Here is a 25353-nt window from a genome sequence, read left to right as displayed (position 1 = left end):
ATGGAATTAGATAATAAATTATTGGGAACCTTGCGCCAAAGACTCCAACACTATCAAGCAAAAAAAGTTTTAGTGGCAGTTTCTGGAGGCGTGGACTCGATGGTTTTGTTGCACGTTGTCAGTCGGGTGTTGAAGCCAGACGATTTTGCCATAGTTGATGTTGATCACAACTTGCGACCAGAGAGTGCCAGTGAAGTAAACTTCGTCAAAAATTATTGTGCTGAAAATGGTTATCGATTTTTCACGACCAAATGGCGTCAGAAGCCTAAAGACATTGGGATGGAAGCCGCTGCCAGAAACTTCCGTTATGATTTTTTTCGAAAGGTCATGATAAAAGAAGATTTTGATACCTTGCTGACAGCCCATCACAATAATGACTTGGCAGAAAATATTTTGATGAAGTTGATTCGTTCAGGCAACGCTTATGAGGTCGTTAGTTTAAAGGAGCAACGTCCTTTTGGAAGTGGTCAGATCGTGCGTCCGTTGTTAGATTTTTCTAAGCGTCAGTTAGCAGAATATGCGGATATCCATGATATAAATCATGTTCAAGATGAAACTAACTTTGATAACATAACTATGCGCAATCGTTTAAGAAATAATATTTTCCCAGAATTGCAAAAAGAAAACGGCCAACTCTTGAGTCACTTTCGTTTTTTTGATCAGCAGTTGACGGCTTTGATCGATTTAGCCAAAAAGCAATTTGTCACTATCGAACAAGCTATGGACTTAAAAGAAAATTCTGGACAAATTATCGGTCAGATAAAACCCGTGTTGTCATTGGATAAAGACCAGCAGACTTTGTTCTGGGGCAATTTCTTTACGAAGCGACAATTAGATATTTCCATCAGCAATCGCCAGATAGACCAAATCATCGAAGTTTTAGTTGGTGATAATAGCAATGCCTCAGTTGATTTAGAAGATTCTTGGCTTTTTATCCGTACTTACGATCAATTTGTTATAAAAAGAGCTACACAGACTAATCTGGAAGCAATTGATGTTAAACTAAATCAAGTCGTTACCTTTAATGGTAAGAAACTAAAGATTACGGATGACGATTCAGGTAGCTTAATTGTTGACAAAATCCCTCAAAAAATTACGTTAAGAACTCGGCGTGACGGGGATAAATTATTATTGTCGAATGGCTTGCATCAAAAATTAAGCAAACGATTTATTAATGAAAAAATACCAGAATATGAACGTAAAAATTATTTAGTTTTATTATTTGATAATCAGATAGTTTGGGTTGAAAAAATTTATAATATGAGTGATTATTTAAAAAAAGGTAATAAACATTACAAAATTAACTTTGTTGAGGTAAAAGAATGAATTCAGATATCGAAAAGATTTTGGTTTCGAAAGAAGAGATCCAAAAGGCTAATGCTCGTTTGGGAAAAGAATTAACTGAGGAGTATCGTGGTAAGAATCCATTGTTTGTATGTATCTTGCGTGGTGCAGCGATGTTTATGATGGACTTGGTTAAAAATATCGATATTAAAATGGAATATGACTTTATGGACGTCTCCAGTTACGGTGGCGAAAATACAATGTCGACCGGTGACGTTAGAATCATTAAGGATTTGGATACGCCATTGCGTGGGCGTGATGTGGTCATCGTTGAAGATATTATCGATACCGGCTACACGCTAGACAGATTGACTGAGTTGTTCAATGCTAGACATGCTAACTCAATTAAGATCGTTTCGTTTTTAGATAAACCAGCTCGAAGAATCAAACATGTTGACGTCGATTACATTGGTGTACAAATTCCAGATGAATTCGTTGTTGGCTATGGAATGGATTATAATGAACAATATCGTAATTTACCTTATGTTGGAGTTTTAAAGTCAGAGGTATATAGTACAAAATAATTTAGATAGAGTTACAATTATTATTGTGTTAATGTTCACCAATGTTACAATATGTAACGTCTAAGTAATTAGGAGGAAATGTATGAAAAATAATCGAAATAGGTTAATTAATAATAGCCTGTTTTACATCTTGCTCTTTGTTGTTTTGGTTCTTGCAGCAAGTTGGTTTGCTGGTGGTCAATCCTCAGACCAATCAAAAACATTAAGCCAAGACCAATTCATCTCACAATTGAAGCAAGGCAAAGTGAAGAGTTTCAAATTGGAACCTATCGGAGGAGCTTATCAAGTTACTGGTGAATACAAGAAAGCTCAAAAGGCTGATACTACACGTTCAGTGTCATTATTTAGCCGTTCTCAAAATACAGGTTCTAGTGAAGTAACTTCATTTAGTTCAACTGTTTTGCCTAACAATGATACGTTGAAGAGAATCAATAACGCTGCGACTGCTAAGGGAGTTAAGACGACTGCGGCTCCTAAATCACAGTCCGGTCAATGGATCTCTTTGATCTTGACGGTGATTGTTCCGTTTGCATTATTCTTCTTTATAATCTTTGCAATGATGGGTCGAGGAGGCCAAGGTGGCGGTGCTAACCGTGTAATGAACTTTGGTAAATCCAAGGTTAAACCTGAAGATCCTAAGAAAAATAAAGTTAGATTTTCTGATGTTGCCGGTGCTGAAGAAGAAAAACAAGAACTTGTTGAAGTTGTTGAATTTCTAAAAGATCCAAGAAAATTCGTTTCCTTGGGTGCCAGAATCCCATCAGGTGTTCTTCTTGAGGGTCCTCCCGGGACTGGTAAAACTTTGCTAGCTAAGGCTGTTGCTGGTGAAGCTAAAGTTCCGTTCTATTCAATCTCTGGTTCAGACTTCGTTGAAATGTTTGTCGGTGTTGGTGCATCACGTGTTCGTGACTTGTTCGAAAACGCCAAAAAAGACGCCCCATCAATCATCTTTATCGATGAAATTGATGCCGTTGGTCGTCAACGTGGTTCCGGTACCGGTGGTGGTAACGATGAACGTGAACAAACGCTTAACCAATTATTGATTGAAATGGATGGATTTACTGGTAACGAAGGTGTTATCGTTATGGCTGCTACTAACCGTTCCGATGTACTTGATCCAGCGTTACTACGTCCAGGTCGTTTCGATAGAAAGATCCTTGTTGGTCGTCCAGACGTCAAGGGTCGTGAAGCTATTCTTAAGGTTCATGCTAAGAATAAGCCATTCACAGACGATGTTGATTTGAAAGCTATTGCTCAACAAACTCCAGGTTTTGCTGGTGCTGATCTTGAAAACTTACTTAACGAAGCTGCCTTAGTTGCTGCAAGACGTGGTAAGCAAAAGATTGACCCAACTGACCTTGATGAAGCTGAAGACCGTGTTATTGCTGGTCCTGCTAAGAGAAATCGTGTTGTTCCTGAAAAAGAACGTCACACGGTTGCTTATCACGAAGCTGGACACGCTTTGATTGGTTTGGTCTTGAGTGATTCTCGAGTAGTTAGAAAGGTTACAATCGTTCCTCGTGGACGTGCCGGCGGTTATGCTATCATGCTTCCTAAGGATGACCAAAACCTTGCTACTAAGAAAGAATTGAATGAACAAATTACTGGTTTGCTTGGTGGACGTACGGCTGAAGAGTTGATTGTTGGCCAACCATCATCCGGTGCTTCAAATGACTTTGAGCAAGCTACTCAAATTGCTCGTACTATGGTTACTGAATATGGTATGACAGACAAGCTTGGTACCGTTCAACTTGAAAAGAATGGACAACCATTCAGTGGTGGTAACTATCGTCAATTGCCTTCATATTCTGAAGACACTGCCAAAGCTATCGACCAAGAAGTTAAACGTATTATCGATGAAGATCACGAACGTGCTCGAGAGATTCTTGAAACACATCGTGAACAACACAAGATTATTGCCGAAGCCTTGTTGAAGTACGAAACACTTGATGAAAAGGAAATCTTGAGCTTGTACAAGACAGGTAAGATGCCTGCTAATGATGCTAACCAAGAATTCCCAAGCGAAAGTGCTGCTACTTTTGAAGAAGCTAAGAAAGCTGCTGAAGCAAAAGATGCCGCTAAGCAAAGATCTGAAGAATCAAACAAAGAAGAAAATGCTAAGTCAGAAACAACTCCTGATGAGACAACATTCCCTTCAGAAAAAGATGATCAACCTAAGGCTGATTCATCTGATACAAACGATTCAACAGAAAATTCTGATAGTAATTCAGATAGCAATAAAGATAATAATAGTGATAATTAATAATATAAGAAAAAGCGACTCTTATGGAGTCGCTTTTTTGAACGGAGGAAATAAATATGACAGATACATTAACAAAAGCTGTTTCAACTAACGGTAAGTTTAGAGCTTACGTTGTTAATGCCACACAAACCGTTCAAGAAGCTCAACAAAGACATGATACTTGGAGAAATTCCAGTGCTGCTTTAGGAAGAACTTTGATTGGTTCAATGCTTGTTGCAACGTCAACTTTGAAAGAAGACGAAGTATTAACAACTCGTATTCAAGGTAATGGTCCAGTTGGTGCCATCGTAGTTGATGCCAATGCCAAAGGTGATGTCAAAGGTTATATTACTAACCCACACATCAGTTTGAAGGCTAGAGAAGACGGTCATATCAATGTCAAAGCGGCTGTTGGTACAGATGGTACTTTAAGTATCACTAAAGATTTACATTTAAAAGCTCCTTTTACAGGTTCAGTTCCTTTGGTTTCAGGAGAGATCGGCATGGACTTTGCTTACTACATGGCTAAATCCGAGCAAATTCCTTCAGCTATCGGCGTTTCAGTTTTTGTTACGCCTAACGAGACAGTTGGTGCCGCTGGTGGCTTCTTAGTCCAAACACTTCCCGGTGCAAGTGATAAAGATATTGCCAAAATCGAAGCTAACTTGAAGACTATTCCTAATTTGTCAACGTTGTTAAACGAAGGTTTGAGCAACAAGGATATTATGGAAAAAGTTATGAACGGCATTGAAATGAAATACTTGGAAGAAATGCCAGTTCAATTCAAGTGTGATTGTTCTAAAGAAAGATTTTCTAAATCATTAGCTACTTTGCAAAAATCCGAATTGGAAAATATGATCAAAGAAAATCATGGTGCCGAAGCAGTCTGCAAATTCTGTGGCAACAAGTATCAATTTAGTGAAGCTGACCTAAAGGAAATTATCGCTCAACAAGGTTAATCATATTTGCCATGTTAATAGATAATTTGTTATTATTTGACGTTGTAGGAAATGATCAGAGGTAAACGTATGGAATGGAAAATAGGCAATGTGACGATACCGAATCAAATTGTCGTTGCCCCAATGGCAGGTGTTACTAATTCTGCTTTTCGAGTGACAGCTAAGGAGTTTGGTGCCGGTTTGGTCGTTTGTGAAATGATCAGTGGCGAAGGTATCAAGTATCATAATGCTAAAACTTTAGGCATGCTTTTCGTTGATCCTAAAGAACATCCCGTAAGTATTCAGGTTTTTGGTGGCGATAAAGAAACATTAGTCAATGCGGCTAGATTCGTGGCTGAGAATACTGGTGCTGATATTATTGATATCAACATGGGATGTCCCGTCAAAAAAGTCACTAAAACAGGTGCTGGCTCTACCTGGTTACAAGATCCCGATAAACTATATGAAGCTGTTAAGGCGGTCAGTTCAGCAATTGATAAGCCTTTAACGGTTAAAATGCGGACTGGTTGGGACAGTGATCATATCTTGGCTGTTGAAAATGCTTTGGCGGCTCAAGAAGCTGGAGCTAGTGCAATTGCTATGCATGGCCGGACGAAAGCTCAGATGTATTCTGGACATTCTGATTGGGAACTTTTAAATGAAGTAGCTCAAAGAGTTTCGATTCCTTTCATGGGCAATGGTGATGTCAAAACGCCACAAGATGCTAAATACATGTTGGATCAAGTCGGAGCTGATGCAGTGATGGTTGGTCGAGCAGTCTTAGGCAATTTGTGGAGATTGAATGCCATGAACCACTATTTGGAAACAGGCGAGCTTTTACCAGAGCCAACTGTGGCAGAAAAAATTAATATAGCTAAACTTCAACTCCAACGTCTGGTAGACTTAAAAGGTGAGCATGTTGGTGTTCCAGAATTTCGTCAACAAGCAGCATATTATCTAAAGGGGATTCCCCGTGCAGTCAGAACTCGTGCTAAAGTAATGGAAGAAGACTCCATGCAAGCAGTGTTCGATACGCTAGATCAATTTGTTGAAAGTTATGAAGCAAGAGAAGCGAAATCTACAAAAAATCAGTAGACAGGGGGAAAAATTTTGAGTAACGAAAATAACAAGAAGCAACCAACAAAAGAAGAAATCAAGAAGAAGAGAGTCATGAATGACCAACTAAGGGTCAGACGTGAAAAACTTCAAGAACTTTATGATGAAGGTGTCGATCCATTTGGTTCAAGATTTGAAAGAACTGCTTTGGCACAAGAGATTCATGACAAATATGGTGATGAAAGTAAGGAAGTCCTTGAAGAACAAGAATTGCCTTGCGTCATTGCTGGTCGTATGATGTCAAAACGTGGAAAAGGTAAAGTTGGTTTTGCTGATTTACGTGATAGAAGCGGTAGAATCCAAATTTACGTACGTAAAGATGAAGTTGGTGAAGAAAATTATCACATCTTCAAACGTGCTGATATCGGTGATCACCTAGGTATCCATGGTGAAATCATGAAGACAGACATGGGTGAGTTAACTGTTAAAGCTACTCACGTTACAATGCTTTCAAAATCATTGCGTCCATTGCCTGATAAGTTCCACGGTTTGACTAACGTTGAACAAATTTATCGTCAAAGATACTTGGACTTGATTGCTAACCAAGACAGTTTCGATCGTTTCAAGAAACGTACTAAGATTATTTCAGCTGTTCGTGAATATTTGGATAACGAAGGCTTCTTATCAGTTGAAACTCCTGTTCTAAACACTCAAGCCGGTGGTGCTAGTGCTCGTCCATTTATCACACACCACAATGCATTGGATATGGAAATGTATCTTCGTATCGCTTTGGAATTGCCATTGAAGAGATTGATCGTTGGTGGTTTCGAACGTGTTTATGAAATCGGTAGAGCTTTCCGTAATGAAGGTTTGGATACACAACACAACCCTGAATTTACATCATTGGAAACATATGCTGCATACTGGGATATGACTGATGTTATGAAAGAAGTCGAAGGAATCTTCAGACATGCTGCTCAAAAAGCTAACGGTACACAAATTGTTACTTACCAAGGCGAAGAAATCGATTTGAGCAAGCCTTTCAGACGTCTCAAGATGGTTGATGCTATCAAGGAACAAACTGGTGTCGACTTTAGTCAAGATATGACTTTGGAAGAGGCTAGAAAGATAGCTGACGAAAAAGGCGTTCACTACGAAAACTTCTGGGGCGTTGGTCACATCATTGCTGAATTCTTCGAAGAATTTGTTGAAGATACTTTGAAAGAACCAACATTCATTTATGAATATCCACTTGAAGTTTCACCTCTAGCTAAGAAGAATAAGGAAAACCCTAACTTCACTGACCGTTTTGAAGTTTACATTCTCGGTCATGAATATGGAAATGCCTTTACTGAATTGAATGATCCAATCGACCAAAAAGAACGTTTTGAAGCACAAGCTAAAGAACGTGAAAATGGTAATGACGAAGCTGAACACATCGATAACGATTACGTTGAAGCCATGGAATATGGTATGCCACCAACTGGTGGACTAGGTATCGGTATTGATAGATTAGTTATGTTGTTAACTGATGCACCATCAATTCGTGATGTTATCTTGTTCCCAACTATGAGACCTGAAGACAATACTAATAATGAAGAATAATTAAACTAAAGCTAGGCCGTTGGTCTGGCTTTTTTTGTACTCTCATAATCTAACTAAAAAAATACAAAATTTTCGTTGACAACTTTTATAGGCAAAAGGTATACTAATATAGTTGTTTCGAACGAGAAACACTATGGAGGATTAGCTCAGCTGGGAGAGCATCTGCCTTACAAGCAGGAGGTCACAGGTTCGATCCCTGTATCCTCCATTAAGCAAAATGCTTAATGGATTTATTAAGTTTTTTGCGGGTGTGGCGGAATTGGCAGACGCGCTAGATTTAGGTTCTAGTGTCCTTTGGACATGAAGGTTCAAGTCCTTTCACCCGTATTAAATTGGTCTTGCAAAAAGATTGATTTATGTGTATTATGTTAAATGTTGTTTGACATAATGCCGACTTAGCTCAGTTGGCAGAGCATCTGTCTTGTAAACAGGGGGTCGGAGGTTCGAATCCTCTAGTCGGCATTTACATAATGCGGAAGTAGTTCAGTGGTAGAACATCACCTTGCCATGGTGGGGGTCGCGGGTTCGAATCCCGTCTTCCGCTTCAGAGAATTTGAAAGTAAAAAGGGTAATTGATTCTGATAAAGAATTGATTGCCTTTTTTCGTTCTCTAAGAATTGTTCAAAAAGACAATATAAATTCCCGATATTAACTTCAGTATTGTGTTAGGATTCTAATTGAGAACAATTATTAGTAAGGTAATTGAATTTTATGATTAATCTGAAGTGAATAAGTTAAATTAATTGCTTTTTTTGAAAACACAATTATACTTTCTAAACAGACACTTAAAAAGTAGAGGTAACGTTAATGGACAAAGTATTTACCGAAAGCGCCAAGAATGCACTTGTTTTAGCTCAAGAACGTGCTAAAGCATTTCATCACAATGCTGTTGGAACTGAGCATATTTTACTTGGTCTAACAATGGAAAATGATGGTATTGCCGGTATTACTTTGAGAGATCTAGCTGTGAGCGATCGAGATGTTGAAGGGGAGATTGAACATCTGACAGGTTATGGGGATGTCTCATCTAATACTGCTAAGGGAATTTACCTACCATATTCTCCTAAGGGACAATTAATTTTAAGTGCAGCCCAAGAAGTTTCTGACGTATACAAGTCAAATCGTGTCGGAACTGAACACATTTTGTTAGCAATTCTTGATGACGCTGATAATTTAGCGAATAGAATTTTAGTTAACTTAGGACTTAGTCTAGCCAAAACCAAATCATTGCTTCTTTCTAAGATGGGAATGTCTAACAAGGCAGCTCGTCGTGGATTTGCAGCTAGCTTATCCGATAAACAAAAGAAGACTCAAGGACAAGCCAAAGGAAAAGGTGGTACGCCTACACTTGATTCATTAGCTCGTGACTTGACGAAGATGGCTAAGGACAATCAAATCGATCCAGTTATTGGACGTCAAAAAGAAGTCGAAAGAACTATCCAAATTCTTAGTCGTCGTACGAAGAATAATCCTGTCTTAGTGGGTGAACCCGGTGTTGGTAAGACTGCTATTGCTGAAGGATTAGCTATTAGCATCGTCAAAAAAGAAGTTCCTTTTGATATGCAAAACAAACGGATCATGATGCTTGATATGGGTTCATTAGTTGCTGGTACTAAGTATCGTGGTGAGTTTGAAGATCGACTTAAAAAAGTTATCGAAGAGATTTATCAAGATAAGCACGTAATCTTATTTATTGATGAATTGCATACCTTGATTGGTGCCGGTGGTGCTGAAGGTGCTATCGATGCTTCTAATATTTTGAAGCCTGCTTTAGCGCGTGGCGAATTGCAATTGATCGGTGCAACGACTTCAAATGAATATCAAAAATATATTGAAAAAGATACTGCTTTGGAACGTCGTTTTGCCAAGGTTTATGTTGAAGAACCTAGTGCCAAAGATTCTGTTAAAATTCTAGATGGTTTGCGTCCTAGATATGAACAACATCACGGTCTAACAATTTCTGATGAAGCAGTTGAAGCAGCAGTTCGTCTTTCAACTCGTTATCTTACAAACCGTTTCTTGCCAGATAAAGCTATTGATTTGATGGATGAAGCTTCTGCTAAAGTTAGAATCCACAATGTTTCTAAGAATAACAAATTAGAAGAATTGACTGACCAATCAATGAAGTTGATCAATGATAAGAACAATGCCATCTTAGATCAAGACTTTGAAAAGGCCGCTAAGATCCGTGAAGAAGAACAAAATGTTCAAGCACAATTAGCTAAGCTAAAAGACAAGAAGTCTACTAGCAAGAAACCGGTCGTTACAGCTGATGACATTGCTGAAGTAATTGCTGAATGGACTGGGGTTCCGGTCAAACAAATCACTCGTAAGGAAAGCGAGAAATTGCTTAACCTTGAAAAAGAACTTCACAAGCGTGTTATTGGTCAAGATACAGCTATCAGTGCTGTTTCCCGTGCCATTCGTCGTGCTAGAAGTGGTATGAAAGACCCTAACCGTCCAATCGGTTCATTTATGTTCTTAGGACCTACTGGTGTTGGTAAGACTGAACTAGCTAAGTCAATCGCTGAAGTTATGTTTGGTTCAGAAGACAATATGATTCGTGTTGATATGTCTGAATACATGGAACAATACAGTACTTCTAAGTTGATCGGTTCAGCTCCTGGTTACGTTGGTTTTGACGAAGGTGGACAATTAACTGAAAAAGTTAGAAATGAACCTTATTCAGTTGTCCTACTAGATGAAGTTGAAAAAGCTCATCCTGATGTCTTCAATATCTTATTGCAAGTTCTCGATGACGGTATTTTGACTGATGCTAAGGGACGTAAAGTCGACTTCAGAAACACTATCATCATTATGACTTCTAACTTAGGTGCTAGAGCCTTGAATGAAGATAAAGAAGTTGGTTTTGGTGCCAAAGACGTTCATGATGACTTCAAGGAAATGCAAGAACGTATCGACACTGAAATGAAGAAGTTCTTCCGTCCAGAATTCTTGAACCGTGTTGATGAAACAATCGTCTTCAAGGCTTTGAACAAAGAACAACTTAAAGCAATTGCCAAGATTATGAGTAGCAATCTTCAAAAACGTTTGGCTGAAAGAGATATCAAGTTAGTAATTTCTCCAACAGCTTATAATGATTTGGTTAAAGATGGCTATAATCCAGAATATGGTGCTCGTCCAATGAGAAGAACCATCCAAAGAGAAATCGAAGATCCAGTCAGTGAACAACTCTTAATGGGTAAGGTTGATGCTGGTGATACGATCAAGGTTGGTTCTAAGAAGGGCAAGTTAACTATCAATATTGCTAAGCCTGAAAGTAAAAAAACTCTAACTCATCAAAAATAGTTTTCAACTATTGACAATATGAGACTACCAGAGTATTATGTCTTTTGAGATTCAAAGTTCAAATTGCATGTCACGATCTATTGTCCGTGGTTATGCTAAATAAAAAACGCAAAAATAGATTTATGATTCTATTTTTGGTTTTTTTTTGCCTAAAAATAGGTTATAAAACCGTTTTCAGGTAAATTGTAATCAAATTGTAATATTTGAGATGTGATTTGAACAAATTAAATGTTGAGGTGAAAAATTTGACTTATCATAACGTTAATTATGGTGCACACCGTGTTCGTCGTAGTTATGCAAAGATCAAGGAAGTACTTCCTTTGCCAAATTTGATTGACATCCAAACAAATTCTTACAAGTGGTTCTTAGATGAAGGACTAAAAGATATGTTTGACGATATTATGCCAATCGATGACTTTGCTGGAAACCTTTCTTTGGAATACGTCGATTACAAGTTGCTCGAACCAAAATATACTGTTGAAGAAGCTAGAGCACATGATGCAAACTTCTCAGCACCATTACACGTAACTTTGAAATTGACAAATCATGAAACTGGCGAAATTAAGACACAAGATGTTTTCTTTGGTGATTTCCCAATCATGACAGATGAAGGAACTTTCATCATCAACGGTGCTGAACGTGTTATTGTTTCTCAATTAGTACGTTCTCCTGGTATTTATTACAATCAAGATACTGATAAAAATGGTCGTGTAAACTTTGGTACAACTGTTATTCCTAACCGTGGTGCATGGTTGGAATATGAAACAGATGCTAAAGGTATCGGTTATGTAAGAATCGATAGAACTAGAAAATTGCCTATTTCTGAACTAGTTAGAGCTCTTGGCTTTGGTGAAGACTCAGAAATTCTTGATATTTTTGGCGAAAACGATACTTTGAACCTAACACTTGAAAAAGATGTTCATAAAGAAGCAACTGACTCACGTGTTGAAGAAGCTTTGAAAGATATCTATGAAAGACTTCGTCCTGGTGAACCAAAGACTGCAGATAGTTCTCGTTCATTACTATATGCTAGATTCTTTGACCCACGTAGATATGACTTAGCTCCTGTTGGTCGTTACAAGATCAATAAGAAGTTAAACCTTAAGACAAGACTTCTTAACAAGACTTTGGCTGAAACACTTGCTGACCCAGATACTGGTGAAGTTATTTTGGCTAAGGATACATTGCTTGATCGTGATGCAATGAAGAAATTGAGTCCATACCTTGATAGAGATGATTTCAAGACTATCACTATGACTCCTTCTGATGAAGGTGTTCTAACAGACCCAATCACTATTCAAACAATCAAGATCTATTCAGAAGCTGACAATGAAAAAGTTGTTAATATTATTGGTAACGGTCATATTCCTGAAGAAAACCGTACAATTACACCAGCTGATATTTTAGCCGGAATTAACTACTTCTTGAACTTGAAAGAAGACATCGGTACTACAGATGATATTGATCACTTGGGTAACCGTCGTATCCGTTCTGTCGGTGAATTGCTACAAAACCAATTCCGTATTGGTCTATCACGTATGGAACGTGTTGTACGTGAAAGAATGTCAATTCAAGACTCAGCAACTGTTACACCTCAACAATTGATCAACATTAGACCTGTTGTAGCTTCAATTAAGGAATTCTTTGGTTCATCACAATTGTCACAATTCATGGATCAAACAAACCCACTTGGAGAACTAGAACACAAGCGTCGTCTATCAGCCCTTGGACCTGGTGGTTTGACTCGTGACCGTGCCGGATATGAAGTTCGTGACGTTCACTATACTCACTATGGTCGTATGTGTCCTATCGAAACACCTGAAGGACCTAATATCGGACTTATCAATAACTTGGCTTCATACGCTATCATCAACAAGTATGGTTTCATCGAAACACCATATCGTCGTGTTTCATGGGATACTCACAAAGTTACTGACAAGATCGATTACTTAACTGCTGATGAAGAAGATAACTATGTTGTTGCCCAAGCCAACTCTCCGTTGAGTGATGATGGTTCTTTCGTTGAAAGTACTGTTTTGGCTCGTCATAAGGATGACAACATCGAAACTACTCCAGAAAAAGTCGATTACATGGACGTTTCTCCTAAGCAAGTAGTTTCTGTTGCTACTGCATGTATTCCTTTCTTGGAAAACGATGACTCAAACCGTGCCTTGATGGGTGCCAACATGCAACGTCAAGCTGTTCCTTTGATCAATCCACATGCACCATTAGTTGGTACTGGTATGGAATACATTGCTGCCCATGATTCTGGTGCTGCATTGCTTTCAGAACACAGTGGTGTCGTTGAATATGTTGATGCTAAGAAAGTTACTATCAAACGTGACGAAGATGGCACAACTGACGATTACAAGATCACTAAGTTCCGTCGTTCAAATAATGGTAAGTCATATAACCAAAGACCTATCGTTCACAAGGGTGAAGAAATCAAGAAGGGTGAAATCATTGCCGATGGTCCTGCTATGGAAAACGGTGAATTAGCTCTTGGTCAAAACCCACTTATCGCCTTCATGACATGGAACATGTATAACTATGAAGATGCGATTGTTCTTTCAGAAAAATTAGTTCGTGAAGATGCATATACTTCAATCCATATTGAAGAGTATGAATCAGAAGCACGTGATACTAAACTTGGACCTGAAGAAATCACACGTGAAATTCCTAACGTTGGTGAAGATTCATTGAAGGATCTTGACGAATTCGGAATTATCCGTATTGGTGCTGAAGTTCGCGATGGCGATATCTTAGTTGGTAAAGTTACACCTAAGGGTGTTACAGAATTATCAGCTGAAGAAAGACTATTGCACGCTATCTTTGGTGAAAAAGCTCGTGAAGTTCGTGATACTTCACTTCGTGTACCACATGGTGGTGGCGGAATTATCCAAGACGTTAAAGTCTTTACTCGTGAAGCCGGAGACGAACTTGATCCTGGTGTTAACATGTTAGTTCGTGTTTACATTGCTCAAAAGCGTAAGATTCAAGTTGGTGACAAGATGGCCGGACGTCACGGTAACAAGGGTACTGTTTCAATCGTTGTACCTGAAGAAGATATGCCATATATGCCAGATGGTACTCCAGTAGATATCCTATTGAACCCAATGGGTGTTCCATCACGTATGAATATCGGACAAGTTCTAGATCTTCACTTAGGTATGGCTGCTAGAAAACTCGGCATCCACGTTACAACACCTGTTTTCGATGGTGTAACTAACGATGAACTTTGGGACATTGTTAAAGAAGCTGATATGGATTCAGATGGTAAGTCAATCCTTTATGATGGACGTACTGGTGAACCATTCAAGAACCGTGTTGCTGTTGGTGTCATGTACTACTTGAAACTAGCTCACATGGTTGATGATAAACTTCATGCTCGTTCAATCGGACCATACTCACTAGTTACTCAACAACCACTTGGTGGTAAAGCACAATTTGGTGGACAGAGATTTGGTGAAATGGAAGTTTGGGCCCTTGAAGCTTATGGTGCCGCTTATACATTGCAAGAAATCTTGACATACAAGTCTGATGATATTGTTGGACGTGTTAAGACTTATGAAGCTATCGTTAAGGGTGAAAGTATTCCAAAACCTGGTGTTCCTGAATCATTCCGTGTTCTTGTCAAAGAACTACAAGCCTTAGGACTAGATATGAAAGTTCTAGACTCTCACAAGAAAGAAATCGAACTTAGAGATATGGATGAAGATGAAGATACAGTAAGTATCGACGCTCTATCTAAGTTTGCTAAACAACAAGAACAAAAACGCGCTGAAGAAGAAGCTAAGAAACTCGAAGCATCTAAAGATTCAGCTGAGTCAACTAGTACAAAATCAGAAAACTAGTTAAAACTTTAGGGAGGTTACCTTTTGATAGACGTTAATAAATTCGAAAGTATGCAAATTGGTTTAGCATCTCCGGACAAGATTCGTAGTTGGTCTTATGGGGAAGTTAAAAAACCAGAAACTATCAACTACCGTACTTTGAAACCAGAAAAAGATGGTCTATTCGATGAAAGAATTTTCGGACCAACTAAAGACTGGGAATGTGCCTGTGGTAAGTACAAACGTATCCGTTATAAGGGTATTGTTTGTGACCGCTGTGGTGTTGAAGTTACTCGTTCAAAAGTTCGTCGTGAACGTATGGCTCATATCGAACTAGCAGCCCCAGTATCACACATCTGGTACTTTAAGGGTATCCCATCACGTATGGGACTTGTTTTGGACATGAGTCCAAGAAACTTGGAAGAAGTTATCTACTTTGCATCATACGTAGTTATCGATCCAGGTGAAACAGATCTAGAAAAGAAACAACTATTAACTGAAACAGAATATCGTAAGAAACGTGAAGAATTTGGCGACAAGTTCGTTGCTAAGATGGGTGCTGAAGGTATCCGTGATTTACTTAGCCAAGTTGATATGGATGCTGAAGTTAAAGAATTACGTGAAACATTGAAGTCCGCTCAAGGACAAAAACGTACACGTGCTATCAGACGTTTGGATATCTTAAGTGCTTTCCAAAAATCAGGCAATAAGCCTGAATGGATGGTAATGGAAGCAATTCCCGTTATCCCACCTGATTTACGTCCAATGGTTCAACTTGAAGGTGGCCGTTTTGCCACTTCTGATTTGAACGATTTGTACCGTCGTGTTATTAACCGTAACAACCGTTTGAAGAGATTGTTAGACTTACACGCTCCAAGTATCATTGTTCAAAATGAAAAGAGAATGTTGCAAGAAGCTGTCGATGCTTTGATCGATAATGGTCGTCGTGGCCGTCCTGTTACAGGTCCTGGTAACCGTCCATTGAAGTCACTTTCACATATGCTTAAAGGTAAGCAAGGACGTTTCCGTCAAAACTTACTTGGTAAACGTGTTGACTACTCGGGTCGTTCAGTTATCGATGTTGGTCCTACACTTAAGTTCTATCAATGTGGACTTCCACGTGAAATGGCTTTGGAATTGTTCAAGCCATTCGTTATGCATGAACTTGTAAAGAGAGAAATTGCTTCTAACGTTAAAAATGCTAGAAGAAAGATCGACAGACAAGATGATGACATTTGGGATGTACTAGAAGACGTTATCAAAGAACGTCCAGTACTTCTTAACCGTGCCCCTACACTTCACAGACTTGGTATTCAAGCCTTTGAACCTGTATTGGTTGATGGTAAATCAATGCGTTTGCACCCACTAGCTTGTGAAGCTTACAATGCCGATTTTGATGGGGATCAGATGGCTATCCACGTTCCTCTATCAGACGAAGCTCAAGCTGAAGCTCGTATGTTGATGCTAGCTGCTCACCATATCCTTGCTCCTAAAGATGGTAAGCCTATCGTTACTCCTTCACAGGATGTTGTTTTAGGTAACTACTATCTAACAATTGAAACAAGACATATGACTGGTGAAGGTAAGATCTTCAAGGATGCTAACGAAGTACAAACAGCACTTCTAAATGGTGATGTTCACTATCACACAAGAATTGGTATCGCTGTAGATTCAATGCCTAACAAACCATTCAAGGATGAACAAAGAGATAAGGTTATGATTACTTCTGTTGGTAAAGTAATCTTTAACGAAATTCTTCCTGAAGATTTCCCATACTTGAATGAACCAACTGATGACAACTTGATGCACGGTGTTCCTGATAAATACTTCCTTGGCAATGGTGAAGATATTCATCAACGTCTTGACGAAATGGATCTAGTAGACCCATTGAAGAGTGGTTATCTATCAGATATCATCGCTCAAGTCTTCAAGATTTACCGTGTTCAAAGAACTTCATCACTACTTGATGATATGAAGGAATTGGGTTACACAATCTGTACACTTTCTGGTTTGACAGTTGGTGTTACTGATGTTCCTAACTTAACTCAAAAACCTGAAATCATCGAAAAAGCCCACAAACAAGTTGCTTCAATTTCTAAGCAATTCCGTCGTGGTCTTATCACTGACTCAGAACGTCACGACCGTGTTATCAGTGTTTGGAACGATACAAAGGATGAAATTCAACAATTGTTGATCGACTCATTTGATCCTACAAACCCTATCTCAATGATGTCTGACTCTGGTGCCCGTGGTAACATTTCAAACTTTACTCAGCTAGCTGGTATGCGTGGACTTATGGCTGCCCCTAACGGTGGTATGATGGAAATCCCTGTTATTTCTAACTTCCGTGAAGGACTAACAGTTATGGAAATGTTCATGTCAACCCACGGTGCTCGTAAAGGTATGACCGATACAGCCTTGAAGACAGCCAACTCAGGTTACTTAACACGTCGTCTAGTTGATGTTGCTCAAGATGTTATCGTTCGTGAAGAAGATTGTGGTACTGATCGTGGTCTTGTCGTAAGTGCAATCACTGAAGGTACTGATATGATCGAACCATTGTATGACAGACTTGTTGGTCGTTATACACAAAAGACTGTCAAAGACCCTCAAACTGGGGACGTTATCGTTCCTCGTGGTGTCTTGATGGATGAAGATATCGCTCAAAAGATTGTTGACGCAGGTGTTACACACGTTACAATCCGTTCTGCATTCACATGTGATACAAAACATGGTGTATGTAAGAAGTGTTACGGTAGAAACCTTGCTACTGGTGAAGAAGTTGAAATTGGTGAAGCTGTTGGTACAGTTGCCGCTCAATCAATCGGTGAACCTGGTACACAATTGACTATGAGAAACTTCCATACCGGTGGTGTTGCTGGTGGCGATGATATTACTCAAGGACTTCCTCGTGTTCAAGAAATCGTTGAAGCTAGAAATCCTAAAGGTCTTGCTGTTATTTCTGAAGTTGAAGGTACTGTTACTGCAATCGACGAAAACCCAGCTGAACATACTAAGGAAATCACTGTTGAAGGTGATATCGATAAGAGATCTTACAGTGTACCTTACACATCAAGTGTTGCGGTTGCCGAAGGTGATCACGTTAAACGTGGTGGTAAGTTGACACAAGGTTCAATCGATCCTAAGGAATTGATCAAAGTTACAAACGTCCTACATACAGAAAACTATTTGCTTGCTGAAATTCAAAAAGTTTACCGTATGCAAGGTGTTGATATCTCTGATAAGCACTTTGAGGTCATGGTTAGACAAATGCTTAGAAAGATCCGTATTCTTGATCCTGGTGACACAGATGTATTGCCTGGTCAATTGATGGATATTTCTCAATTTACTGACCATAACCGTGAGACATTGTTCAATGGCGGTATTCCTGCTACTGGACGTCCTGTTCTTCTTGGTATTACGAAGGCATCTCTTGAAACTAACAGTTTCTTGTCAGCTGCTTCCTTCCAGGAAACAACAAGAGTTCTTACAGATGCTTCAATCAGAGGTAAGAACGATCCACTTCTTGGTCTTAAGGAAAATGTTATTATTGGTAAACTTATCCCTGCTGGTACTGGTATGGCTAAGTACAACCACATGGAACCTAAGAAAGTCGGCCCTATGGCAGATAATTCTTTGAATGGTGCCTATACAATTTCTGACATCGAAGCTCAAATGAAAGCTGAAGATGCTGCTAAAGAAGAAAAACATTAATAAATAAAAAGTCGATAGATTAATTTCTATCGGCTTTTTTTATGATTTGTTGGGTAAATGACTTGTATTTAGCACAGTGTTATCCTCTATAATAAGAGATATAAATTACTGAAAATAATTTGGGGGTTAATATTTTGCAAAAACAAGAATTATCTTATAAAGACACCAAATTTACGGTTGATACTTATTGGATTGATCCATTGGTAGACTATGAAGAGCAAGTTGATCGTCCGGTCGTTATTATTTGTCCCGGTGGCGGGTTCAAATTCCATTCTGATCGTGAAGCTCAACCAATTGCTTTAAAATTCAACTCAATTGGCATCCACGCTTTGGTTCTACGTTATCAATTAGTTGATGATGATCACAGTGTTTATCCATTATCATTGCAAGAAATGGCTACAACTTTGAACTGGTTGAAGACGCAATCTGAGCACCACATTGACTTGAAGAAAGTTATTTTGATTGGCTTTTCAGCTGGTAGTCAAATTGTTGCTGACTTCAATTCCATCATGCTCGACCCTGAACAAAGAGAGAAGATCTTTAATGATGAGTTAGAAGTTGAGCCTGCAGTTAACGTGATGGGCTATCCAGTAGTTGATATGACTCTAGGTTGGCCTAAAGAAGATAGCTGGGCTATGAAGATTTCTCCAGACATCTATTATTGGCAAGCCCAAGAGCACTTAACTAAGAATGGTAAGCCAACCTTTATTTGGCAGACTGTTACTGATGAAGTAGTTCCAGTGATGAATTCGATTATTTATGCCCAAAAGATGGATATGCTAAAAATTCCATATGAAATGCATTTGTTTGGCTCAGGTAGTCACGGGTTGTCATTGGCCACTTACGTTACACAAAAACCTGGTGTGGAAAAGAATTTGAATGATTATGATTCTAAGTGGTGGGACCTCTGTGTCAACTGGCTCAAACTACAAAAGATTTTACCTAAACATTAAATAAGAGAGCGGATAGATTATTCCTGTGGACCAAGTTAGATAGGGAATGAATCTAAAAGCTCTTTTTTTGTACCAAAAATATTGCACCAAACAAAAAGAACAAGCTAGCAATAATATATTTAGAAATGAATTTAAATCAAAAAGCAAACCAATGATAGTCAATACTTCAACATCGCCCAATCCTAAAGGATATTTTTTATGCAACAAGGTAAGGCTTAAATAAATAATTAGAGCTGTCAGCCAATGTAGAAAGTGAAAATGTAGTAAAAGGCTGGGGAGGGCGAGCAAATAAAAGATAGGATAGATGTAGCCAAAAAATGAATCACTGAATCCTAAAATGACTAACATTAAGAAAAATGGCAGGTAAGAAAAATCACCGATATATAAGAAAAAACAAAGCGTCAAACCACCAGTAAATTCAAAGATAGAGTTCTTAAAATCAAGTTGATTTTTGCAAGAAATGCATTTACCATGAACTATGAAATAACCTATTATAGGTATAATTTCGAACCATCGTAGAATCCTACTGCAGTAGTCACAGTGAGAACGCCGAGAAAGACTGATCTGTGGGTAATCATGTGCAATAACTTTTAGAAAGGAGATAATGCAAGCTCCTAGTATGAAAAATAATAAGTATAAAAAGTATATCAATTTAACCACCTCATTAAAGATTACGTTGAAATGTGGATAACTTTTTAGAAAGGTTGCATTGACATGGCATTTTTAAGATGGTATTCTAATAGACGTGCTTTTATTGGCAGCAATATTAGTTTGTTTATTAAATATAAAGCTCATAACGTACGCCACTAACGTGGTTTATTATTTTACTCAAATATGAACCACCTGGATGTGTGTACTTAAATAATTAGGAGGAACTTTGAATGCCTACAATTAATCAATTAGTTCGCAAAGGCCGTAAGTCACAAACTTCAAAGTCTGATGCACCTGCATTGAACTACGGCTACAATAGTATGAAGAAAGTTGCCACAAAGAACCCAGCTCCACAAAAACGTGGTGTTGCAACTCGTGTCGGAACAATGACACCTAAGAAACCTAACTCTGCCCTACGTAAGTATGCCCGTGTTAGATTATCAAACCTTATTGAAGTAACAGCATATATCCCAGGAATTGGCCACAACCTACAAGAGCACAGTGTTGTTTTAGTACGTGGTGGACGTGTAAAGGATCTACCTGGTGTTCGTTATCATGTTGTTCGTGGTGCCTTAGATACTGCCGGTGTTGATGGACGTATGCAAAGTCGTTCAAAATATGGTGCTAAGAAGCCTAAGAAATAACAATTAATTATTATAAAGAAATAATGTAATAACGGAGGAATTTAATATGCGTAAAGGTAGAGCTCCAAAACGTGATGTTTTGCCAGACCCAATGTACAACTCAAAGCTAGTAACTCGTTTGATCAACCATTTGATGTATGATGGTAAAAGAGGTACTGCTTCAACAATTTTATATCGTGCATTCGATATTATTAAGGATAAGACAGGTAACGAACCATTGGACGTGTTTGAAGAAGCAATGAACAATGTTATGCCTGTTCTTGAAGTTAAGGCTCGCCGTATCGGTGGTTCTAACTATCAAATTCCTATCGAAGTTCGTCCAGATCGTCGTACAACTCTTGGACTTCGTTGGATCACAAGCTATGCTCGTCTACGTGGTGAACACACAATGGACGAACGTCTAGCTAACGAAATTATGGACGCAGCTAACAATACTGGTGCTGCTGTTAAGAAACGTGAAGATACACATAAGATGGCCGATGCTAACCGTGCATTCGCTCACTATCGCTGGTAGGATCTAGTTTTAAAACTAGTTAATTTGAGAGGAGAAACAATTTTTCATGGCTAATAAACGTGAATTTCCACTAGAAGATACCCGTAATATTGGTATCATGGCCCACATCGATGCCGGTAAAACTACAACTACAGAACGTATCTTGTACTATACTGGTAAGATCCACAAAATTGGTGAAACACATGATGGTGCTTCACAAATGGACTGGATGGCTCAAGAACAAGAACGTGGTATTACTATCACATCAGCTGCTACAACTGCTGAATGGAAGAACAACCGTATCAATATCATTGATACTCCCGGACACGTTGACTTCACAATCGAAGTTGAACGTTCACTCCGTGTTCTAGATGGTGCTATTACAGTTCTTGATGCTCAATCAGGTGTTGAACCACAAACTGAAAATGTTTGGCGTCAAGCTTCAACATACGGTGTTCCTAGAATCGTCTTTGTTAACAAGATGGATAAAATCGGTGCTAACTTTGACTACTCAGTAGAAACATTGCATGAAAGACTAGATGCTAACGCACATGCTATCCAAATGCCTATTGGTGCCGAAGACAAATTCGAAGGTGTTATCGACTTGATCGAAATGAAAGCCGATTTATACGACGAAGATGAATTAGGTACAAAATGGGATACAGTTGATGTTCCTGAAGAATATCGTGCTGAAGCTGAAAAGAAACGTTCAGAATTAATCGAATCTGTTGCTGATGTTGATGATGATATCATGGACAAGTACCTTGAAGGTGAAGAAATCAGTAACGATGAAATCCGTGCTGCTATTCGTAAAGCAACAATCAACTTGAAGTTCTTCCCAGTTCTTGCAGGTTCTGCCTTCAAGAATAAGGGTGTTCAAATGTTGATGGATGCCGTTGTTGACTACCTACCATCACCACTTGATGTACGTCCTTATAAAGCTACAGATCCTAAGGATGATTCAGAAGTTGAACTTATGGCTGACGATACAAAGCCATTTGCTGGTTTGGCATTTAAGATTGCTACTGACCCATTCGTTGGACGTCTAACATACATTCGTGTATATAGAGGTTCACTAGAATCAGGTTCATACGTTCTTAACTCAACAAAGAACAAGCGTGAACGTGTTGGTCGTTTGCTACAAATGCACTCTAACCACCGTAAGGAGATCCCTGAAGTATTCTCTGGTGATATCGCTGCCGTTATCGGTTTGAAGAACACTACAACTGGTGATTCTCTAACAGATACTGACCACCCATTGATCCTTGAATCATTGGATATTCCAGATCCAGTTATCCAAGTTTCTATCGAACCTAACTCAAAGGAAGATAGAGATAAGATGGATGTTGCTATCCAAAAACTATCTGAAGAAGATCCTACTTTCCAAGCTGAAACAAATCCTGAAACTGGTGAAACATTGATCGCCGGAATGGGTGAATTGCACTTGGATATCATGGTTGACCGTATGAAACGTGAATTTAACGTTGCATGTAAGGTTGGTGAACCTCAAGTTGCTTACCGTGAAACATTTACACAACAAACAAGTGCTCAAGGTAAGTTCGTTCGTCAATCTGGTGGTAAAGGTCAATATGGTGACGTTTGGGTTGAATTTACACCTAACGAAGAAGGTAAAGGCTTTGAATTCGAAGATGCTATCGTCGGTGGTGTTGTTCCTCGTGAATACATCCCTTCAGTAGAACAAGGATTGAAAGAATCAATGGAAAACGGTGTTCTTGCTGGATACCCATTGATCGATGTTAAGGCTAAGTTGTATGATGGTTCATACCACGAAGTCGATTCATCTGAAGCTGCCTTCAAGATTGCTGCTTCAATGGCTCTACGTAACGCTGCTAAGTCAGCCGGTGCTGTAATTCTTGAACCTATTATGAAGGTTGAAATTGTTACACCAGAAGACTACTTAGGTGATGTTATGGGACAAGTTACTGCTCGTCGTGGACGTGTTGAAGGTATGGAAGCACGTGGTAATGCACAACTTATCAATGCTTTAGTTCCACTTGCAGAAATGTTTGGTTACGCTACAACACTTCGTTCAGCAACACAAGGTCGTGGTACATTTACAATGACAATGGACCACTACGAAAAGGTTCCTAAGTCAATTCAAGCTGAAATCATTAAGAAAAATGGTGGAAACCCTGAAGACTAATTACTAATTTAGTAAATTAAAAAACGTAATGACAATCGTCGTTACGTTTTTTTTGTGCAAAAAAATACCTCTCGATTAAGAGAGGTATCTATTATATGACTTGTTTCTTCTATTATAAACTGACTTTAACAAAAGTAGGGCGATGATGATGAAGACCAAAGTTTCAATAATTGTTAATATATTGTCAGCCGTGGTGACTTTTCCAGACATTAATTCTCCAGAAACACTGAAGACCAATGTATCTAATAGGAAGTGAATGATGACTGGCAAGTAAAATAGATCAGTATATAAATAAATGCCACACATCAATAGTCCCATACCAAAAGCAAAAACTACTTGCTCAATCGTACTTGCTAGGTTTTGACCGGCGGATAAATTACCTAAGTGCAACAATCCGAAACATAAGCTACTAATAATTGCTGCCCAGAATATTTGATAAGGGCTATTTTTAAAAGCTACTAATAAGATAGTAAGAAAGGCATAACGGAAAAGCAATTCTTCAGCAATACCGGCTTCGAGACCACTCAGGATATATTGTGGCTTTAGATTCACTCCCGAAAAGTTAAAGTGAAAAAAGGAAGTTAAAATATTGCCACTGCCAAATGCATTCCAAAGCACAAACCAAAGACTGAACAATAGAACTAAACTGAGAACGAGCCAGTTGACACTATTTGATAAACGCATCTTTGGAAAACCGTAACCCCAGCGAGTCATTAAAACTATGATCAGAATCATGAAGGTGATGCCACCTAAGAAACTAGAATTAGTGATTAATGAGATGAAAGGGTTAAAGTAAAGAATTGTTCCATAAGTAACTGTACTTAAAGTACTCATAGAAATTACTGCGAAGCAATAAATGCTGATCAGTAGCTGCAGTAATTTATTTTCAATTGCACCGAAGAACACTCGAACATAGGGAATGTACATCACTAGCATTGAAACTACCATTAAGGCAATTGATGAAGGTAAGTTCCAGTTGTACAGTCGCATGGAGACGTTAATTAAATAATGGTAGGATTCTGCTATCGTCACTGCTTGAAAAAACAGTTGAAAAATATAATTCATCCGATCAATGATTTTATCGGGACTCGGCTTTAAGTACAGAGCTAAGAGATTCAAAAAGATAGGAACGAATAAATAGAGGTTCTTAGTCAAAGCACTGTACCAGAAAAAGATAAGAGCATTAAGGATAACTTGAGCTTTTAGCAAAATAAAATAACTTTTGTCTTTATTATTTTGTGAAAACCTGTTATTATAACTAAATTCGAGATTATTATTCAATTTACACCTCCACTACATCTTTAGAGTATAGTTGAAAAACATTTTTTTAGAAAGCGTCTTTCATTTGAAAAAATACTTGATTTTACCTTGAAAATGTGGAGTTCATCGTGTAATATTATAAGAGTGCTTATTTCACATAGAAGTATGTACTAAAGTGATATTGAAATAATATCGACGGTTTAGAAGTGAGAGGTTGCGACACACCCGGCCGCTTTGCCACGGCAGGGCTGGCGGATATTTTCACGGAGCCGGTCATCTTGAAAGAGACAAAAAGGAGGTAACCCCATGGCAAGTCAAAAAATTCGCATTCGTTTGAAGGCTTATGAACATCGTATTCTAGATCAATCAGCTGACAAAATTGTGGAAACAGCAAAGAGAACTGGTGCACAAATTTCAGGCCCAATTCCATTGCCTACAGAACGTTCACTATATACAGTGCTAGCATCACCACATAAGCACAAGGATTCTAGAGAACAATTCGAAATGCGTACACATAAGAGACTTATCGACGTTGTTAACCCAACAAAGAAGACGGTTGATTCACTAATGAAGTTGGATCTACCATCTGGTGTTGACATTGAAATCAAATTATAATCAATTAA

Annotated in this window: 16 protein-coding genes and 4 tRNA genes; 18 read left to right on the top strand and 2 right to left on the bottom strand. The window is 38.6% G+C overall.

Annotated features, from left to right (window positions below):
• The 14 genes from tilS to LF20184_RS10490 all read left to right on the top strand — a co-directional run bounded on the left by tilS (position 1) and on the right by LF20184_RS10490 (position 19518).
• Positions 1–1326: a tRNA lysidine(34) synthetase TilS gene (tilS, locus tag LF20184_RS10555; RefSeq protein ID WP_010018497.1), complete on the top strand. Its 1326-nt coding sequence runs from the start codon at positions 1–3 to the stop codon at positions 1324–1326.
• Positions 1323–1868, top strand: coding sequence for a hypoxanthine phosphoribosyltransferase (hpt, locus tag LF20184_RS10550; protein ID WP_010018498.1), 546 nt, complete (start codon positions 1323–1325; stop codon positions 1866–1868). Before tilS ends, hpt begins: the two co-directional genes overlap by 4 nt.
• Positions 1869–1950: 82 nt before the next feature.
• Positions 1951–4131, top strand: a complete 2181-nt coding sequence (ftsH, locus tag LF20184_RS10545; RefSeq protein ID WP_010018499.1) for an ATP-dependent zinc metalloprotease FtsH — start codon at positions 1951–1953, stop codon at positions 4129–4131.
• Between the two features lie 56 nt (positions 4132–4187).
• Positions 4188–5069: an Hsp33 family molecular chaperone HslO gene (gene hslO, locus LF20184_RS10540; RefSeq protein ID WP_010018500.1), complete on the top strand. Its 882-nt coding sequence runs from the start codon at positions 4188–4190 to the stop codon at positions 5067–5069.
• 69 nt (positions 5070–5138) lie between these two features.
• On the top strand, positions 5139–6143 hold the full coding sequence (gene dusB / locus LF20184_RS10535) for a tRNA dihydrouridine synthase DusB (RefSeq protein ID WP_010018502.1): 1005 nt from the start codon (positions 5139–5141) through the stop codon (positions 6141–6143).
• Between the two features lie 75 nt (positions 6144–6218).
• Complete coding sequence (gene lysS, locus LF20184_RS10530; protein ID WP_035181814.1) at positions 6219–7709, top strand: lysine--tRNA ligase; 1491 nt, start codon at positions 6219–6221, stop codon at positions 7707–7709.
• A gap of 135 nt (positions 7710–7844) precedes the next feature.
• Positions 7845–7917: transfer RNA gene (locus LF20184_RS10525), tRNA-Val, on the top strand.
• 36 nt (positions 7918–7953) lie between these two features.
• Positions 7954–8036: transfer RNA gene (locus LF20184_RS10520), tRNA-Leu, on the top strand.
• Between the two features lie 62 nt (positions 8037–8098).
• A tRNA-Thr gene (locus LF20184_RS10515) sits at positions 8099–8171 on the top strand.
• Between the two features lie 10 nt (positions 8172–8181).
• Positions 8182–8253 (top strand) — tRNA-Gly (locus LF20184_RS10510).
• 263 nt (positions 8254–8516) lie between these two features.
• A complete protein-coding gene (locus LF20184_RS10505) occupies positions 8517–11018 on the top strand; it encodes an ATP-dependent Clp protease ATP-binding subunit (RefSeq protein WP_010018505.1) in 2502 nt (833 codons plus the stop codon).
• Between the two features lie 245 nt (positions 11019–11263).
• Positions 11264–14872, top strand: coding sequence for a DNA-directed RNA polymerase subunit beta (gene rpoB / locus LF20184_RS10500; RefSeq protein ID WP_010018506.1), 3609 nt, complete (start codon positions 11264–11266; stop codon positions 14870–14872).
• Between the two features lie 24 nt (positions 14873–14896).
• Positions 14897–18565: a DNA-directed RNA polymerase subunit beta' gene (rpoC, locus tag LF20184_RS10495; RefSeq protein ID WP_056945144.1), complete on the top strand. Its 3669-nt coding sequence runs from the start codon at positions 14897–14899 to the stop codon at positions 18563–18565.
• Positions 18566–18699: 134 nt separating this feature from the next.
• Positions 18700–19518 (top strand): alpha/beta hydrolase, encoded by an 819-nt coding sequence (locus LF20184_RS10490; protein ID WP_010018508.1) that lies wholly within the window; start codon positions 18700–18702, stop codon positions 19516–19518.
• Here LF20184_RS10490 and LF20184_RS13155 read toward each other — a convergent pair.
• Positions 19504–20178: a prepilin peptidase gene (locus tag LF20184_RS13155; protein ID WP_412766373.1), complete on the bottom strand. Its 675-nt coding sequence runs from the start codon at positions 20176–20178 to the stop codon at positions 19504–19506. The genes LF20184_RS10490 and LF20184_RS13155 overlap by 15 nt on opposite strands.
• 221 nt (positions 20179–20399) lie before the next feature.
• On the opposite strand from LF20184_RS13155, the gene rpsL reads away from it, so the two are divergent.
• The 3 genes from rpsL to fusA are packed head-to-tail and all read left to right on the top strand — an operon-like array spanning position 20400 to position 23470.
• Positions 20400–20813, top strand: a complete 414-nt coding sequence (gene rpsL / locus LF20184_RS10480) for a 30S ribosomal protein S12 (RefSeq protein ID WP_010018509.1) — start codon at positions 20400–20402, stop codon at positions 20811–20813.
• Positions 20814–20859: 46 nt separating this feature from the next.
• On the top strand, positions 20860–21327 hold the full coding sequence (gene rpsG / locus LF20184_RS10475) for a 30S ribosomal protein S7 (RefSeq protein ID WP_010018510.1): 468 nt from the start codon (positions 20860–20862) through the stop codon (positions 21325–21327).
• A gap of 46 nt (positions 21328–21373) precedes the next feature.
• Positions 21374–23470, top strand: coding sequence for an elongation factor G (gene fusA / locus LF20184_RS10470; RefSeq protein WP_010018511.1), 2097 nt, complete (start codon positions 21374–21376; stop codon positions 23468–23470).
• A gap of 75 nt (positions 23471–23545) precedes the next feature.
• Here the strand turns inward: fusA and LF20184_RS10465 are convergent, their stop codons facing one another.
• The gene (locus LF20184_RS10465; protein ID WP_010018512.1) at positions 23546–24751 is read right to left on the bottom strand and encodes a CPBP family intramembrane glutamic endopeptidase; all 1206 of its coding nucleotides are present in this window, start codon (positions 24749–24751) and stop codon (positions 23546–23548) included.
• Between the two features lie 285 nt (positions 24752–25036).
• Between LF20184_RS10465 and rpsJ the strand changes: the two genes are divergently transcribed.
• Positions 25037–25345, top strand: coding sequence for a 30S ribosomal protein S10 (gene rpsJ / locus LF20184_RS10460; RefSeq protein ID WP_010018513.1), 309 nt, complete (start codon positions 25037–25039; stop codon positions 25343–25345).
• Positions 25346–25353: the final 8 nt, after the last annotated feature.

The organism is Companilactobacillus farciminis KCTC 3681 = DSM 20184, from assembly GCF_002706745.1.
In the GTDB taxonomy this organism is placed as follows: Bacteria; Bacillota; Bacilli; order Lactobacillales; family Lactobacillaceae; genus Companilactobacillus; species Companilactobacillus farciminis.
The sequence above is the reverse complement of the archived record's forward strand: the minus strand, read 5'-3'. Positions and strand labels throughout refer to the sequence as shown.

Coding starts and splice junctions, on each gene's coding strand:
- tilS (WP_010018497.1), top strand. CDS start 1: ATGGAATTAGATAATAAATTATTGGGAACCTTGCGCCAAAGACTCCAA.
- LF20184_RS10505 (WP_010018505.1), top strand. CDS start 8,517: ATGGACAAAGTATTTACCGAAAGCGCCAAGAATGCACTTGTTTTAGCT.
- ftsH (WP_010018499.1), top strand. CDS start 1,951: ATGAAAAATAATCGAAATAGGTTAATTAATAATAGCCTGTTTTACATC.
- rpsJ (WP_010018513.1), top strand. CDS start 25,037: ATGGCAAGTCAAAAAATTCGCATTCGTTTGAAGGCTTATGAACATCGT.
- hpt (WP_010018498.1), top strand. CDS start 1,323: ATGAATTCAGATATCGAAAAGATTTTGGTTTCGAAAGAAGAGATCCAA.
- dusB (WP_010018502.1), top strand. CDS start 5,139: ATGGAATGGAAAATAGGCAATGTGACGATACCGAATCAAATTGTCGTT.
- rpsG (WP_010018510.1), top strand. CDS start 20,860: ATGCGTAAAGGTAGAGCTCCAAAACGTGATGTTTTGCCAGACCCAATG.
- hslO (WP_010018500.1), top strand. CDS start 4,188: ATGACAGATACATTAACAAAAGCTGTTTCAACTAACGGTAAGTTTAGA.
- fusA (WP_010018511.1), top strand. CDS start 21,374: ATGGCTAATAAACGTGAATTTCCACTAGAAGATACCCGTAATATTGGT.
- lysS (WP_035181814.1), top strand. CDS start 6,219: ATGAATGACCAACTAAGGGTCAGACGTGAAAAACTTCAAGAACTTTAT.
- rpsL (WP_010018509.1), top strand. CDS start 20,400: ATGCCTACAATTAATCAATTAGTTCGCAAAGGCCGTAAGTCACAAACT.